At 72.6% G+C, this 16,251-nt stretch carries 3 protein-coding genes; 2 read left to right on the forward strand and 1 reads right to left on the reverse strand.

Features of this window, described 5'->3' with window-relative positions; all coding sequences use genetic code 11:
• The first annotated feature begins 5 nt into the window (after nt 1-5).
• A complete protein-coding gene (locus AW272_RS12165; RefSeq protein ID WP_066363858.1) occupies nt 6-11,570 on the forward strand; it encodes a type I polyketide synthase in 11,565 nt (3,854 codons plus the stop codon).
• A gap of 37 nt (nt 11,571-11,607) precedes the next feature.
• Entirely contained in the window at nt 11,608-14,820 is a 3,213-nt protein-coding gene (locus tag AW272_RS12170; protein WP_066363860.1) for a type I polyketide synthase, read from the forward strand.
• Here AW272_RS12170 and AW272_RS12175 read toward each other — a convergent pair.
• Nucleotides 14,810-15,997, reverse strand: coding sequence for a cytochrome P450 (locus AW272_RS12175; protein ID WP_066363861.1), 1,188 nt, complete (start codon nt 15,995-15,997; stop codon nt 14,810-14,812). The two genes, AW272_RS12170 and AW272_RS12175, sit on opposite strands and share 11 nt — an antisense overlap.
• Between the last annotated feature and the right edge of the window lie 254 nt (nt 15,998-16,251).

The raw sequence follows: 16,251 nt of genomic DNA on the forward strand, positions 1-16,251 counted from the left end.
CCCCGATGAATACCGAGGCGAAGCTCCGCGACTACCTCAAGCGGGTCACCGGTGACCTGCTGCAGACCCGGCAGCGGCTGGCGGAGGTGGAGTCGGCCGGCCGCGAGCCGATCGCGATCGTCGGCATGGCCTGCCGCTATCCGGGTGGCGTGCGGTCACCGGAGGACCTGTGGCGGGTCGTCAGCGACGGCGTGGACGCGATCTCCCCCTTCCCCGCCGACCGGGGCTGGGACGTCCCCGCGTTGTACGACCCCGACCCGGCGCGCGTCGGGAAGACGTACACGAAAGAAGGCGGTTTCCTGCACGACGCCGCGGACTTCGACCCCGCCTTCTTCGGCATCAGCCCCCGCGAGGCGATCAGCATGGACCCCCAGCAGCGGCTGCTGCTGGAGACCGCCTGGGAGGTCTTCGAACGCGCCGGCATCGACCCGGAATCGGCCCGCGGCTCCCGGACGGGCGTCTTCGCCGGGGTCATGTACGGAGATTACGGCGGCCGCATCCGGCAGGCGCCCGAGGAGCTGGAGGGGTACATCGGCACCGGCAGCGCGGGCTCGGTCGCCTCGGGCCGCCTCTCTTATGTGCTGGGCCTGGTGGGCCCGGCCATCACGATCGACACGGCCTGCTCGTCGTCGCTGGTCGCACTCCATCTGGCGGTGCGCGCCCTACGGGCCGGCGAGTGCGACCTGGCCCTGGCGGGCGGCGCGACCGTGATCGCCACCCCCGGCCTGTTCGTCGAGTTCAGCCGCCAGCGCGGCCTGTCCCCCGACGGCCGCTGCAAGGCCTTCGCCGCGGCGGCCGACGGCACCGGCTGGGGCGAGGGCGTGGGCCTGCTCCTGGTCGAGCGCCTCTCGGACGCCCAGCGGAACGGCCACCCGGTGCTCGCCGTGGTCCGCGGCACCGCGATCAACCAGGACGGCACGAGCGGCCAGCTCTCCGCCCCCAACGGCCCCGCCCAGCAGCGCGTCATCCGCGCCGCCCTCACCGACGCGGGCCTGTCCCCTGCCGATGTGGACGCCATCGAGGCGCACGGCACGGGAACGAGCCTGGGCGACCCGATCGAGGCCCAGGCCCTGCTGGCGACCTACGGGCAGAACCGGGAGGAACCGGCCTGGCTGGGGTCGCTGAAGTCGAACATCGGGCACACGCAGGCGGCTGCGGGGGTCGGCGGGATCATCAAGATGGTCCACGCCATGCGGCACGGCGTTCTGCCCAAGACCCTGCACGTGGACGAACCGAGCCCCCACGTCGACTGGGAGAGCGGCGCCGTCCGCCTCCTCACCGACGCACAACCATGGCGACGACACGACGACCGGCCCAGAAGGGCAGCGGTGTCGTCCTTCGGCATCAGCGGCACCAACGCCCACGTCGTCCTGGAAGAGCCGGAGAGCGCCACCGCACCCGCCGCGACCGGTCCCGGCACGGTTTCCGGACAGACGCCGGTTCTCCTCTCGGCCCACAGCCCCGAGGCCCTTCGAGCGCAGGCCGGGCAGTTGCGTGACCACCTCACCACGCGCCCCGAGCTCGGACCCGCGCGCATCGCCCACACCCTCGCCACAGGACGCGCCGCGCTCACCCACCGAGCCGCGGTCATCACGGGCGACCAGACGGAGTTGCTCGCCACGCTCGACGCGCTGGCCGCCGACCGCCCGCACGCGAACCTCGTCAGGGGCGTCGCCGCCCCGCGCGGGAAGGTGGTCTTCGTCTTCCCCGGTCAGGGCTCCCAATGGGACGGCATGGCCCGAGACCTCCTGGCCACCTCACCCGTCTTCCGCGAACACCTCGAAGCAGCCGCCCAGGCCATCGAGACGTATGCGGGCTGGAACCTCATCGACGCCCTCAACAGCTCATCCATCGACCGGGTCGACGTCATCCAACCCGCCCTCTTCGCCGTCATGACCAGCCTGGCCCGCCTCTGGCAACACCACGGCGTCCACCCCGACGCCGTCATCGGCCACTCCCAAGGCGAAATCGCCGCCGCCCACATCGCCGGAGCACTGACCCTCGACGACGCCGCGAAGATCGTCACCCTCCGCTCCAAAGCACTCCTCGCCCTCGCGGGAACCGGCGGGATGGCCTCCGTCCAACGGGGAGCCGACGAGGTCAGCACCTACCTGGCCGCCTACGACGACCTCCACATCGCCGCACACAACAGCCCCACGGCGACCGTCATCGCAGGAAACCCCACCCAACTGGACGACCTCCTCCAAACCCTCGACGCCCGAAGAATCCCCGTCGACTACGCCTCCCACAGCCCCCACGTCCACCCCCTGCGCGACGAACTCCTAGAAGCCCTCGCCGACATCCGGCCCCGGGAAGCCGACATCCCCCTCTACTCCACCCTCACCACCGAAATCATCGACGCGTCCCAGCTCACCCCCGCCTACTGGTTCGACAACCTCGCCAACCCCGTCCACTTCCACCAAACCCTCACCAAACTCGTCGACGACGGCCACACCACCTTCATCGAAACCAGCCCCCACCCCGTCCTCACCACAGCCGTCCAGGACACGATCGACGACCCGGCCCTACTGGTCACCGGCACCCTCCGTCGCGACAAGGGCACCCTCCACCAGTTCCACCTGAACCTGGCCGCCCTGCGGACCAGCGGCCACCAGGTCACCTGGCACCTCCCGGAAGAAGGCGTCACCGACCTCCCCACCTATCCCTTCCAGCGCGAGCGCTACTGGCTGGAGGACGCCGCCACCTCCGGCGACCCGGAGAGCCTGGGCCTGCGCGCCACCCGCCACCCGCTGCTGGCCGCCGCGACCACCCTCGCGCCCAACCACGCCCAGGGCGACACCCTCCTGCTGACCGGACGAGCCGCCACCGGCGTCCACCCATGGCTGGCCGACCACGCGATCCACGGCACGCCGGTGCTCCCCCCGGCCGCCTACCTCGACCTGGCCCTCCAGGCCGGACGAGCCCTCGGCGGCCTCACCGTCGCGGACCTGCTCGCGGGCCCGCCACTGACCCCACCCGCCGAGGGCGGCGTGGACCTCCAACTCACCGTCGGCCCACCCGACGACCGAGGCGGCCGCCCCTTCACCCTGTACGCACGCCCCGACGACGCGGACGAAGCACCGTGGACCAGCCACGCCTCAGGCGTCCTGACCCCGCCATCCGCCCCGCCATCCGCCCGGCCGTCAGCGGCCCCGGCCTGGCCGCCGCCCAACGCGGCGGAACTCGACGTGGCCGAGATCCAGGCGGCCCTGGCCTCCTCAGGGCACGACCACGGCCCCGCCTACCAAGGCCTGACCCGTCTGTGGCGCCGCGACGACGAGATCTTCGCCGAGGTCACCACCCCCGGGCCCATCGCCCAGGACTCGCCCCGATACGCCCTGCACCCCGCGCTGCTCACCGCCGCGCTGCAACCTCTGCTCGCCGAGGCGCCCCCCGCCTCAGTCCCGGCGGAGTGGCGCGGCGCGATCCTGCACACCTCCGGCGCGACCACACTCCGCCTCCACGCGACCCGAACCGCCGACCAGGACTTCACCCTCACCATCACCGACCCGGACGGCGTCCTCATCGCCTCAGTGGAGTCGGTCCGCTTCCGGCGCCTCGACGGCCTGCGCCCCGCCGCCGCCCGCCCCGACAGATTCCTCACCCTCGACTGGCCCGAGGCGACACTCCCGGCCGACCCCGCCAACACCGGAGCCGACTCCTGGACAGTGCTCGCCCCGGGCATCCCCGGCCTCGCGGAAGCCCTCGGTACGGCCGGTCAGTCCACCTACCCGACCCTCGCCGGCCTGCTCGAACGGCTCTCAACCGGCGAGACCGGGGCGCCCGATGCTCCAGAGTTCGTCCTCCTCCCCGTCACCTCCGCGAGCACCCTCCTGCCCGACCTGCTCACCTGGCTGGCCGGTGACTCCCCCGCCCAGCTGGTGATCGTCACCCGGCACGCCGTGACAGTCACCGCCGACGACGTCCAGGACCTCGCGCCCGCCCCCGTCTGGGGACTCGTCCGAGCAGCCCAATCCGAGCACCCGGGCAGAATCCGCCTGATCGACCTCGACGGCGACGAGACGTCCCTCCGTGCCCTCCCCGCCGTCCTGGCTCTGGGCGAGCCGCAGGTCGCGCTCCGGCAGGGCGTCGCGCACATCCCCCGCCTGACCACCACCACCCCGGCCGACTTCCCCGAAGCCCCAGCGGCCAGGCCGGGCACCGTCCTGGTCTCCGGTCCCGGCGATCTCGCCGAAGCCGCCGCCGTACACCTGGTCACCGTCCTCGGACGCAACCGGCTCCTCCTCGTGGGCACCGACCCCGCCCTGGCCGGCCGCCTGGAGAGCTTGGGCGCCGACGTCATGGTGGCCGCCGACGAGGCAGCCGATCGGGAGTCCCTGGCCGAGGCGCTGGCGCTGCTCCCTCCGGAGCACCCGCTCACCGGAGTCGTCCACGTCGCGGCCGACGACGTGGAGACGGTGCTCACGTCGTACACGCCCGAGCAGTTCACCCTCGGGCTGCGCCGCGCCGGTGACGCGGCCTGGAACCTGCACGAGCTGACCCTCGGCCTGGACCTGGACATCTTCGCCCTGCTGACCCCGCACGTCTCCGGCATTCTGGGCGGCACCGGACAGGGTGCGCGGGCCGCGACCGGCGCCTACCTCGACGCGCTCGCGCACCACCGGGCCGCGCTCGGCCTGCCGGGCGTCGCCATCGCCTGGGGTCCCAGGGAGGAGGACGCGGGTTCCGGACGCCCCGGCCTGATCCCGGCGGGCGCGGGGCAGAGCGCGCCGCTGTTCGGGCTGGCGCTGGGCTCGGCGCGGGCCGCGCTGGTGGCGGCCCGTCCCGCGACCACCGCGCTGCGTGCGCTGGCCTCGGCGGGCCTGCTGCCGCCGCCGCTGCGCCCCTTCGCCGGACCGGCCGGAGCGGGCGCGGCAGGTGCGGCGGGTGCGCTCGCCACCTTGGCGAGCCGCTCGCCCGCCGACCAGGAAAGACTGTTGCTGGACGCCATCAGCGCCCAAGCCGCCGCCGTGCTCGGCTTCTCCGACCAGAGCCGCATCGACGTCACCCGTGCGTTCAAGGACCTGGGTTTCGACTCCCTGACGGCGGTCGACTTCCGCAACCGGCTGGCCACGACCACCGGCCTCAAGCTCCCCACCACGCTGATCTTCGACCATCCGTCCCCACGTGCACTGGCGGACTTCCTCCGCTCGGAACTGCTGGGCACCGACCATCCCGCCGAAACCCCCACAGCGCCGGGACGCGCCGACGAGCCGATCGCGATCGTGGCGATGGCCTGCCGCTACCCCGGCGACGTGCGCACCCCCGAGGACCTGTGGTCGGTGGTGTCCGGCGAGCGGGACGTCATCTCCCCGTTCCCCGCCGACCGGGGCTGGGACCTGGAGCGCCTCTTCGACCCCGACCCCTCCCACGCGGGCACCTCCTACGCCCGCGAGGGCGGATTCCTGCACGACGCCGCCGACTTCGACCCCGCCTTCTTCGGCATCAGCCCCCGCGAGGCGATCAGCATGGACCCGCAGCAGCGGCTGCTGCTGGAGACCGCCTGGGAGGCGTTCGAACGCGCCGGCATCGACCCGACCTCGCTGCACGGCTCCGCCACCGGCGTCTACGCCGGCGTGGTCTACACCGACTACGGCTCGCGGGTAAGGCTGCCGCCGGACATGGAGGGCTATCTCGGCATCGGCAGCGCGGGCAGCATCGCGTCCGGCCGGATCGCGTACACCCTGGGTTTGCGCGGACCGGCCGTCACCGTGGACACCGCCTGCTCGGCGTCGCTGGTCGCCCTGCACCTGGCGGTCCGCGCCCTGCGCGGCGGGGAATGCGACCTGGCGCTGGCGGGCGGCGCGACCGTCCTGTCCCACCCCGACATCTTCATCGGCTTCAGCCGCCAGCGCGGCCTGTCGGCCGACAGCCGCTGCAAGGCCTTCGCCGCCGCCGCCGACGGCACCGCCTTCGGCGAGGGCGTCGGCCTGCTCCTGGTGGAACGCCTCTCGGACGCCGTCCGCAACGGCCACCCGGTCCTCGCGGTCATCCGCGGCACGGCCATCAACCAGGACGGCGCCTCCAACGGCCTGACCGCACCGAACGGCCCATCGCAACAGGCGGTCATCCGCGCGGCCCTGACCGACGCCGGACTGACCCCTTCCGACGTGGACGCCATCGAAGCCCACGGAACGGGCACCCGCCTCGGCGACCCCATCGAAGCCCAAGCCCTCCTCGCGACCTACGGACAGAACCGGGACGAACCGGCCTGGCTCGGCTCACTGAAGTCCAACATCGGCCACACCCAAGCGGCGGCCGGAGTCGGCGGCATCATCAAGATGGTCCAGGCCCTCCAGCACGGCGTCCTGCCCAGAACCCTGCACGTGGACGAACCCACCCCGCACGTCGACTGGGATGCCGGCGACGTGCGCCTCCTCACCGAGGCCCGCCCATGGGCTGGGGAAGCCGGCCGAACCCGGCGAGCGGGCATCTCCGGCTTCGGGATGAGCGGCACCAACGCCCACGTCATCATCGAGGAGGCCCCCGCCGACCGTCTTCCGGCCAAGGTCCCGCCGACCCACAACCCGCAGGCATTGGAGGACATCCCGACCACCACCGACGTGCCAGCACCGTCGTCGGTCTTTGGCCCGCAGGCGTTTGAGGACATCCCGACCACCACCGACGTGCCGGTGCTCCTGTCGGCCCACAACCCGCAGGCTTTGCGAGCCCAGGCCCGCCAACTGCACGACCACCTGACCTCCCGCCCCGCTCTGCTGCCGTCGCACATCACCCGAGCTCTCGCCACCGGCCGCGCCGCGCTGACCCATCGGGCCGCCGTCGTCACCGGAGACCGGGACGACCTGCTGGCCGCACTCACCGCCCTCGCCGACGACCGGGACGACCCCCTGCTGGTGCGCGGCCAGGTCAAGCCGCTGGGCAAGACGGTCTTCGTCTTCCCTGGTCAGGGCTCCCAATGGGACGGCATGGCCCGAGACCTCCTGGCCACCTCACCCGTCTTCCGCGAACACCTCGAAGCAGCCGCCCAGGCCATCGAGACGTATGCGGGCTGGAACCTCATCGACGCCCTCAACAGCCCACCCATCGACCGGGTCGACGTCATCCAACCCGCCCTCTTCGCCGTCATGACCAGCCTCGCCCGCCTCTGGCAACACCACGGCGTCCACCCCGACGCCGTCATCGGCCACTCCCAAGGCGAAATCGCCGCCGCCCACATCGCCGGAGCACTGACCCTCGACGACGCCGCCAAAATCGTCACCCTCCGTTCCAAAGCCCTCCTCGCCCTCGCGGGAACCGGCGGAATGGCCTCCGTCTCTCTAGGCGCCACCGACCTCGCCGCCCTGCTCAAGAACTACGACGACCTCCACATCGCCGCACACAACAGCCCCACCGCGACCGTCATCGCCGGCAACCCCACCCAACTGGACGACCTCCTCCAAACCCTCGACGCCCGAAGAATCCCCGTCGACTACGCCTCCCACAGCCCCCACGTCCACCCACTCCGCGACCGGCTCCTCAGCGACTTGGCCGACATCCGCCCCCGCCCCGCCGACATCCCCCTCTACTCCACCCTCACCACCGAAATCATCGACGCGTCCCAGCTCACCCCCGCCTACTGGTTCGACAACCTCGCCAACCCCGTCCACTTCCACCAAACCCTCACCAAACTCGTCGACGACGGCCACACCACCTTCATCGAAACCAGCCCACACCCCGTCCTCACCACAGCCGTCCAGGACACCATCGAGCACCCGTCGCTGCTGGTCACCGGCACCCTGCGCAGGCACAAGGGCACCCTGCGCCAGTTCCACCAGAACCTCGCCACCCTTCACGCCAGCGGGCACCCGGTCACCTGGCACCTCCCGGACAGTGGCGTCACCGACCTCCCCACGTACCCCTTCCAGCGCGAGCGCTACTGGCTGACCGGCCCGTCCGTCGGTGGTGACGCCGGCAGCCTGGGCCTGGACACCACCGAGCACCCCTTCCTGACCGCGGTCACCGCCCTGGCCGAGACGGGAGCGCTGGTCGTCACCGGCCGTCTCTCCCGCGACTCCCACGGCTGGCTCGCCGACCACGCCGTCCGGGGCGCGGCGCTGCTCCCCGCGACCGCGCTCCTCGAACTGGCCCTCCAGGCGGGCCAGCTCTCCGGCACCACGTTCCGAGTCGACGAACTCACCCTGGAATCCCCCCTCTACCTCCCGGAACGCGGCACCATCCGCCTCCAGGTGGAGGTGAGCGCCGCCGACGAGGCCGGCCGCCGCCGTGTGACCGTGCACTCCCGCCGGAGCGGCGAGCAGGAGTGGACCCGCCACGCCTCCGGCGTCCTGGCGCCCCCGAAGCCCGGCGACGAACCCGCCGCGACGACCACGTGGCCCCCACCGGACGCCACCCCACTGGAGATCGACGACCTCTACGACCGTCTGGCCGACCTCGGCTACGAATACGGCCCCGCCTTCCGCAACCTGACCGCCGCCTGGCGGGCGGGCGACGTCGTCCACGCGGAAGTGCGCCTGCCCGAAGGACACGAGGACGACGCGACCAGGTTCGCCCTGCACCCGGCCCTGTCCGACGCGGCCATGCACGCCATGGCCCTGGGCGGTTTCCTCGGCGAGGGAGTGCGGCTCCCGTTCACTTGGTCAGGCGTCGAGTTGTACGCCACCGGCGCCACCACCCTCCGCGTCACCCTCACCCCCGGAGCCGAGGACACCCTCACCCTCACCTTCGCCGACCCCACCGGCGCCCCGATCGCCCGGGTCGAGTCCCTCACCCTGCGCGCCGCCCCCACGCCGCAAACCGCCGAACCCACATCCCTGTACGAACTGGCCTGGACCGAAATCCCCCTCCCCGAGGCGTCCGGGAACCCCGCAGACGTGACCGTCCTCGCGTGGCCGACCCCCGTCGCCGACGAGACCAATCTCCCGCAGACGGTGGCCGCGAACGTGCGAGCCCTGGTCGCCCGCCTGACCACCTGGCTGTCCGAGGAATCCGGAACCCTCGCCATCCTGACGAACAACGCCGTGGCCGCCCGCCCCGGCGACCCGGTGAACCTGGCAGCAGCCCCGCTGTGGGGCGTCGCGAGATCAGCCGCCACCGAGAACCCCGGCCGCATCATCGTCATCGACCTGAACGACACCTCGACTTCTCCGTCGGACACGACCAAGTCGGTCACCACCGAGATCGTCGACCTGAACGCCGCCACAACCTCGGTTCTCTCGGCCGCCCTGGCCAGCGGCGAACCCCAACTCGCCCTCCGCGACGGCGTCGCCCTTGTCCCCCGCCTGACCCGCGTGAGCCGTCACCTCAGGCTGGAACTCCCCGACGACCACACCTGGCGCCTGGCCACCTCGGGCCGTTCCCCCGACGACCTCCACCCCGCCTCCTTCCCCGAGGCCCTGGCCCCCCTGGCCCCACACCAGGTCAGAGTCGGCGTCCGCGCCGCCGGGCTGAACTTCCGCGACGTCCTCACCGCCCTCGGCATAGTCCCCTCCGCGACCCCCCTGGGCGCGGAGGCCGCGGGCACCGTCCTGGAAACCGGCGCGGACGTCACCGATCTGGCCGTGGGCGACCGCGTCTTCGGCCTGGTGCCGGGCGCGGTGGGCCCGGTCGCGGTCGCCGACCGCAGGCTCATCGCCCGGATCCCGGACGGCTGGTCCTTCGCCGAGGCGGCGAGCGTCCCGGCCGTCTTCACCACCGCCTACCACGGCCTGGTCACCCTGGCCCGCGTCCAACCAGGCGAACGCCTGCTGGTCCACGCCGCCGCCGGCGGGGTGGGCCTGGCCGCGCTGCAGGTGGCCCGCCACCTGGGCGCGGAGGTGTACGCGACGGCGAGCCCCGCGAAGTGGCCCGCACTGCGCGCCCTGGGCGTAGCGCCAACCCGTATCGCCTCCTCCCGCACCGACGGTTTCGCGTCCGTTTTCGGCGGCGTCGACGTCGTGCTGAACTCGCTGACCGGCGACCTCCTGGACGCCTCACTCGGCCTGCTCTCCCCAGGCGGCCGCTTCGTCGAGATGGGCATCGCCGACCCCCGCGACCCCGAGCGACTGGCCGAAGACCATCCCGGCGTGGCCTACCTGCCGTTCGAACTGCTGGACATGCCGGTCGAGGAGGTCTCCGAGGCCTTCCGAGGCGTGCTCACCCTGTTCGAGCGGGGCGCCCTGCACCCGTCGCGACTCACCACCTGGGACGTGCGCCAGGCCCCCGCCGCGTTCCGGCACTTCGCCCAGGCCACCCACGTGGGCAAGCTGGTGCTCATCCTGCCGCCCACACAGACAGGAGAGGTGCCGGCCGATGCGGCCCCAGCCCGGCACCAGCCCTCCGCACAAGAAGGAACCGTTCTCATCACCGGCGGGACCGGCACGATCGGGGCGGCGCTGGCGCGGCACCTGGTGGCCGTGCACAACGTCCGGCACCTGCTCCTGACAAGCCGCCGCGGCCCCGACGCGCCCGGCGCGGCCGAACTCGCCGCGGACCTGACTGCGGCGGGCGCGGAGGTGAGGGTCGCGGCCTGTGACGCCGCCGACCGCGTAGCGCTGGCCGATCTGCTGGCCACTATTCCGGCCGACCGGCCCCTCCGCGCCGTGCTCCACACCGCCGGGGTGCTGGACGACGGGGTGCTCGCCTCGCTGACGCCGGGGAAGATCGACGCCGCGCTGCGGCCCAAGGTCGACGCCGCCTGGAATCTGCACGAGCTCACCCGCGACCTCGACGCGTTCGTGCTGTTCTCCTCCGCCTCAGGGCTGCTCGGCGGTGCGGGTCAGGCCAACTACGCCGCCGCCAACCTCTTCCTGGACGCCCTCGCCGCGCACCGCAGAGAACGCGGCCTGCCCGCGAACTCGCTCGCCTGGGGCATGTGGCGGGAGGCCAGCGGCATGACCGGTCACCTGGGCGCGGCCGATCTGGCCCGCATCGCCAGGGGCGGGCTGACGCCGATGTCCCTGGACGAGGGGCTGGCGCTGTTCGACGCCGCCGTGCGGGCCGATCGGCCGCTGCTGGTGCCGGCCCTGCTCGACGAGGCCGCGCTGCGGGCGCGGGCCGAGGCCGGTGAGGTGCCGGCGGTCCTGCGTGGGCTGGTGCGCGCTCCTTCTGTACGGAGGGCCGCCCGCCACGCCCCCGTGTCGCCCGCCACGTTGGCCGACCGGCTGGCGGCGCTGCCCGGTCCCGACCGGGAGCAGGCGCTGCTGACCCTGGTCAGAGAGCAGGTGGCGGCCGTGCTCGGGCACTCCGGAGTCACGGAGGTGACCGCAGGACAGGCGTTCAAGGAGATCGGCTTCGACTCGCTGACCTCGGTCGAGCTTCGCAACCGGGTGGCGGCGGCGACGGGGCTACGGCTGCCCACCACGCTGGCCTTCGACTTCCCGACCCCGGCGGCCCTGGCCGTCCACCTGCGCGGACTGCTGGCCCCCGACGACACAGCGGCCGAACTCGACCGGCTGCTCGCGAGCGTGACCGCCGACGGACCCGACTTCGCCAAGATCAAAGACCGGTTGCGCACGGCGCTGTGGCGCTGGGAGGAGGGCTCCCGTCCCGCCGAACCGGACGACGAGGACCTCACGGCGGCGACCGACGAGGAACTGTTCCGCGCCCTGGACGAGGAGCTCGACCCGCTGTGACCCCTGCTGTGAACCCTGCTGTGATCCAGGAGACGACATGACCAGCAACGAGGACCGGCTGCGCGACTACCTCAAGCGGACCACCACCGACCTGCGCCAGGCCCGCCGGCGCATCCGCGAACTGGAGGACAGCCGGCACGAACCCATCGCGATCGTCGCCGCGTCCTGCCGTCTCCCCGGCGGCGCCGACAGCCCCGAGGCCCTGTGGCGGCTGCTCGACGAGGGCGTCGACGCCGTCGGCGGCTTCCCCGCCGACCGGGGCTGGAACCTCGATTCGCTGTACGACCCCGACCCGGACCGCCCCGGGACGACGTACACGAAAGAAGGCGGTTTCCTCTACGACGCCGCCGAGTTCGACGCGGCCTTCTTCGGCATGGGCCCCCGTGAGGCGACCGCCACCGACCCGCAGCAGCGACTGCTGCTGGAGACGTCGTGGGAGACCTTCGAACGGGCCGGCATAGCGCCGGGCTCGCTGCGCGGCAGCCGCACGGGTGTGTTCGCCGGAGTGGTGTCCCAGGCCTACGTCCCCCCGCCCGAGCGGGTCCCGGACGGCTACGAGGGCCACCTGATGACCGGCAACGCGACCAGCGTCGCGACCGGCCGCATCGCCTACCACCTGGGGCTGGAGGGCCCGGCGGTGACCGTCGACACGGCCTGCTCCTCGTCGCTGGTGGCCATGCACCTGGCCGCCCAGTCGCTGCGGCGCGGCGAGTGCGACCTGGCCTTGGCGGGCGGCGTCACGGTGATGGCCACCCCGGTCCTGCTGGTGGAGTTCAGCCGCCAGCGCGGCCTGGCCCCCGACGCCCGCTGCAAGGCCTTCGCCGCCGCCGCCGACGGCACCGGCTTCGCCGAGGGCGTCGGCCTGATCCTGCTGGAACGCCTCTCGGACGCCCAGCGCAACAACCGCACCATCCTGGCCCTGCTCCGAGGCTCGGCCGTCAACCAGGACGGCGCCTCGAACGGCCTGACCGCCCCCAACGGCCCCACCCAGGAAAAGGTGATCCGCGCCGCCCTGGCCGACGCCCGTCTGGCCCCCGAGCAGATCGACGCGGTCGAGGCCCACGGCACCGGCACCCGCCTCGGCGACCCGATCGAGGCGGGGGCGATCCTGGAGACGTATGGCCGCAACCGGGACCAGCCGCTGTGGCTGGGCTCGGTGAAGTCCAACATCGGCCACACCCAGGCCGCCGCCGGGGTCGCCGGAGTCATCAAAATCATCCAGTCACTCCGGCACGAACTACTCCCCCGCACCCTCCACGTGGACGAACCCACCCCCCACGTCGACTGGGACAACGGCACGGTCCGCCTCCTCACCGAACCGATCCCCTGGCAGCGCGGCGACCGCCCTCGACGAGCGGGCGTCTCCTCCTTCGGCATCAGCGGCACCAACGCCCACGTCATCATCGAAGAGGCCCCCACTTCATCCGGGCAGAGCACCGCACCCGAACCGTCAAAGGCTCCTGGGACCGTCACCGCACCGACGTCCGGAGGTATCGCGCCTGGCCGAGCAGAGGCTCCCAGCGTCGGAACCGCGCCCGCCGCGCCGTGGCCGTTGTCGGGGCGGACCGAGACCGCGCTCCACGCCCAGGCGGCGCGCCTGCTCGATCATCTGACCGCCCACCCGGGACTGGGCGACACCCAAGTCGGCCACACCCTCTCCCTGGGCCGCACTCCGCTGAAGTACCGGGCGGTCCTGCTGCCCGGCGACCGCGACCAGCGACTGCGGGCCCTGGCCGACCTCGCGGCGGGCCGCTCCTCACGGAACCTGGTTCGGGCGGTGGCCGCCGAGCGCGCCGGAACGGCCTATCTGTTCACCGGCCAGGGAAGCCAGCGCCCCGGAATGGGCCGCGGCCTCTACGACGAGTGGCCCGTCTTCGCAGCGGCCCTGGACGAGATCAGCGCCGCCTTCGACCCGCACCTCGACCGCCCGTTGAAGGACCTGCTCTTCGCCGATCGGGAAAACACGGGCCGGGGCGCCGCGCTCCTCGACCGGACCGAATACGCCCAGCCCGCTCTGTTCGCCCTGGAGATCGCGCTGTTCCGGCTGCTCGGACGGCTTGCCCCGGCCCCGTCCAGGGTGGCCGGGCACTCGCTCGGCGGGCTGGCCGCCGCGCACGCCGCCGGGGTCCTGTCCCTGGAGGACGCCTGCGCCCTGGTCGCCGCGCGCGGCCGGCTCATGCAGGCCCAGCCTGAAGGCGGCGCGATGACCGCCATAGAGGCGACCGAGACCGAGGTCGCCGAAGTGCTGGCGGCGTACCGAGGAAGAGTGGATCTGGCCGCCGTCAACGGCCCACGAGCTGTGGTGATCTCCGGTGACGCCGACGCGGTCACCGAGATCGCCGCCGGGTTCACCGCGCGCGGCCACCGCACCAACCGGCTCCGGGTCAGCCACGCCTTCCATTCGCCGCACATGGACGGAGCCCTGGCCGCCTTCCGCGCGGCCCTGACCCGGGTGACCTTCCGCGAACCGGTCATCCCGCTGATCTCCGAGCTGACGGGGCGCGAGGTTTCGTACAGAGAACTGAAGGACCCCGAATACTGGGTGCGCCACCTACGGGACACGGTCAGGTTCGGCGACGTGATCTCCACCCTCCACGCCGCCGGAGTGACCACGTTCGTCGAAGTCGGCCCCGACGCCGTGCTCACCCCGATGGCGGCGCGCGCACTACCGGACGACGCGCTGGTGCTCCCGGCCCTCACCAGAGACCGCACCGAACCGGAGGCGGTGGCCTCGCTGGTCGCCCGGCTGCACGCGGCCGGCGGCGAGGTGACCTGGTCGGGCTGGTACGAAGGCCACCACGCCCCACCCGCCGACCTGCCCACCTACCCCTTCGAACGCAAACACCACTGGTGGCCGTCAGAAACCCTGTCCACCCGCCCCACCCTGTCCATCCCGGACTCCCTGGATGCCCCGGACTCCCTGGATGCCCCGGACTCCCTGGATGCCCCAGATGCCCAGAACACCTCGATCGCCGGGCCACCCCGCCCGGACGCCCAGCCGGCCGAAGTGACACTGCTCGACCTCGTGCGGGTCCACGCCGCCGAAGTGCTCGGGCATACCGCCCCCGAGCTGATCGACCCCGAGGACAACTTCCTGCACATCGGCTTCTCGTCGTTCAGCGCTCTGGAGGTCCGCAACCGGCTGTGCGAGGCGACCGGGCTGACCCTGCCGCCCGTCCTGCTCTACGACTACCCGACCCCCGCCGCCGTGGCCGGTTTCCTGGAGGAGCGGCTCGCCGTCACCACGTGACGGGCAGCCGGTGGATCCCCTGCACCGAACCGCCCGGCTTGACGCCCAGGTCCGACACCGGCTCGGTCAGGCGCAGGCCGGGCAGGCGGGTCACGAGTTCCCGCAGCCCGATCTCCAGTTCGGCGCGGGCCAGGTTCTGCCCGATGCACTGGTGCACGCCGTGCCCGAACGCCAGGTGCCCGCGCGCGTCGCGGCCGAGGTCGAGGCGGTCGGGGTCGTCGTAGACGCGTTCGTCCCGGTTGGCGGCGGCGTTCGGCAGGTAGACGCCGTCGCCCGCGCGGATGGTCACCCCGCCGACCTCGATGTCGGCCGCCGCGACCCGCTGCAGCTCGTCGGCGACCGACAGGAACCGGAGCAGCTCCTCGACGTGATCTTTGGTCCGGTCGGGGTTGTCCCGCAGGACGGCCAGCTCGCCGGGGTGCTCGAGCAGGGTCAGGATGCTCAGCGCCATCATGTTGGCGGTCGTCTCGTGCCCCGCGACCAGCAGGAACATCGAGATCGAGGCGACCTCGGCGCGCGTCAGCTGCCCGGTCGACAGCCGTTCCCTGATCAGGGTGTCGACCACCCCCTCACCCGGCTCGGCGATCTTGCGGGTGATCAGCTCGTCGAAGTAGGCGGTGAGCGCCACGGCGGCGTCGGCCGCGTCCTGGGAGGTGCTGGTCGCCAGCAGCATCTTGCTGGTCTGCGCCTCGAAGAAATCGTGGTCGCCGTACGGCACCCCGAGCAGCTCGCAGATCACGGTCGACGGCACCGCCAGCGCGAACTCGGGCACCAGGTCGGCCCCTGGCCCCTTGTCGACCAGCGCGTCGATCCGCTCGGTGACGATCCGCAGGATCACCGGCCGCAGCGCCTTGAGCCCGTTGACGGTGAAGCTCGGCGCGAGCATCCGCCGCTGCACGTCGTGCTCGGGCGGGTCCATGCCGACGAGGGCGGTGAGCTTGGCGGCGGCCATTCTCGGCACGAGCACCGGGAAGTCGGGCCGCGCCCTGTTCGACGACAGCCGGGGGTCCAGCAGCAGCGCCCGCGTCTCGGGGTGCCCGGTGATCACCCAGGCGACCCGCCCGTCGTAGAGCCGGACGGGCGCGGCCACCCCGGTGGCCCGCAGCCGCTCATACCCGGCGGGAGGGTGGTAGGGACAGCCTCGGTTCATCGGGAAGTCGGGGATCTCACTGTTCATCCGTTCCTCGCAGCCGCTCGATGGGTCCGGTGCGAGGGAGCATCTACGGCCACGCTGAAGCCGCGCTGAATTCCGGGGTTCAGGCACAGGTCGCGAGGCAGGAAGCCGCTCAGCGCGGTCAGGGAGGTCGCTCGTCGCGTTCGATGACGGCGAGGCGGCGACCCAGGAGTTCCGGGTCCCGTCACCGGACTCGGTAGATCTTCCGCGCCGTCCTCTTTGGTGGAATCGGATTGGCCCCGGGACGGTGTTCGACC

The organism is Herbidospora mongoliensis, from assembly GCF_001570545.1.
Classification (GTDB): Bacteria; Actinomycetota; Actinomycetes; order Streptosporangiales; family Streptosporangiaceae; genus Herbidospora; species Herbidospora mongoliensis.

Coding starts and splice junctions, on each gene's coding strand:
- AW272_RS12165 (WP_066363858.1), top strand. CDS start 6: ATGAATACCGAGGCGAAGCTCCGCGACTACCTCAAGCGGGTCACCGGT.
- AW272_RS12175 (WP_066363861.1), bottom strand. CDS start 15,997: ATGAACAGTGAGATCCCCGACTTCCCGATGAACCGAGGCTGTCCCTAC.
- AW272_RS12170 (WP_066363860.1), top strand. CDS start 11,608: ATGACCAGCAACGAGGACCGGCTGCGCGACTACCTCAAGCGGACCACC.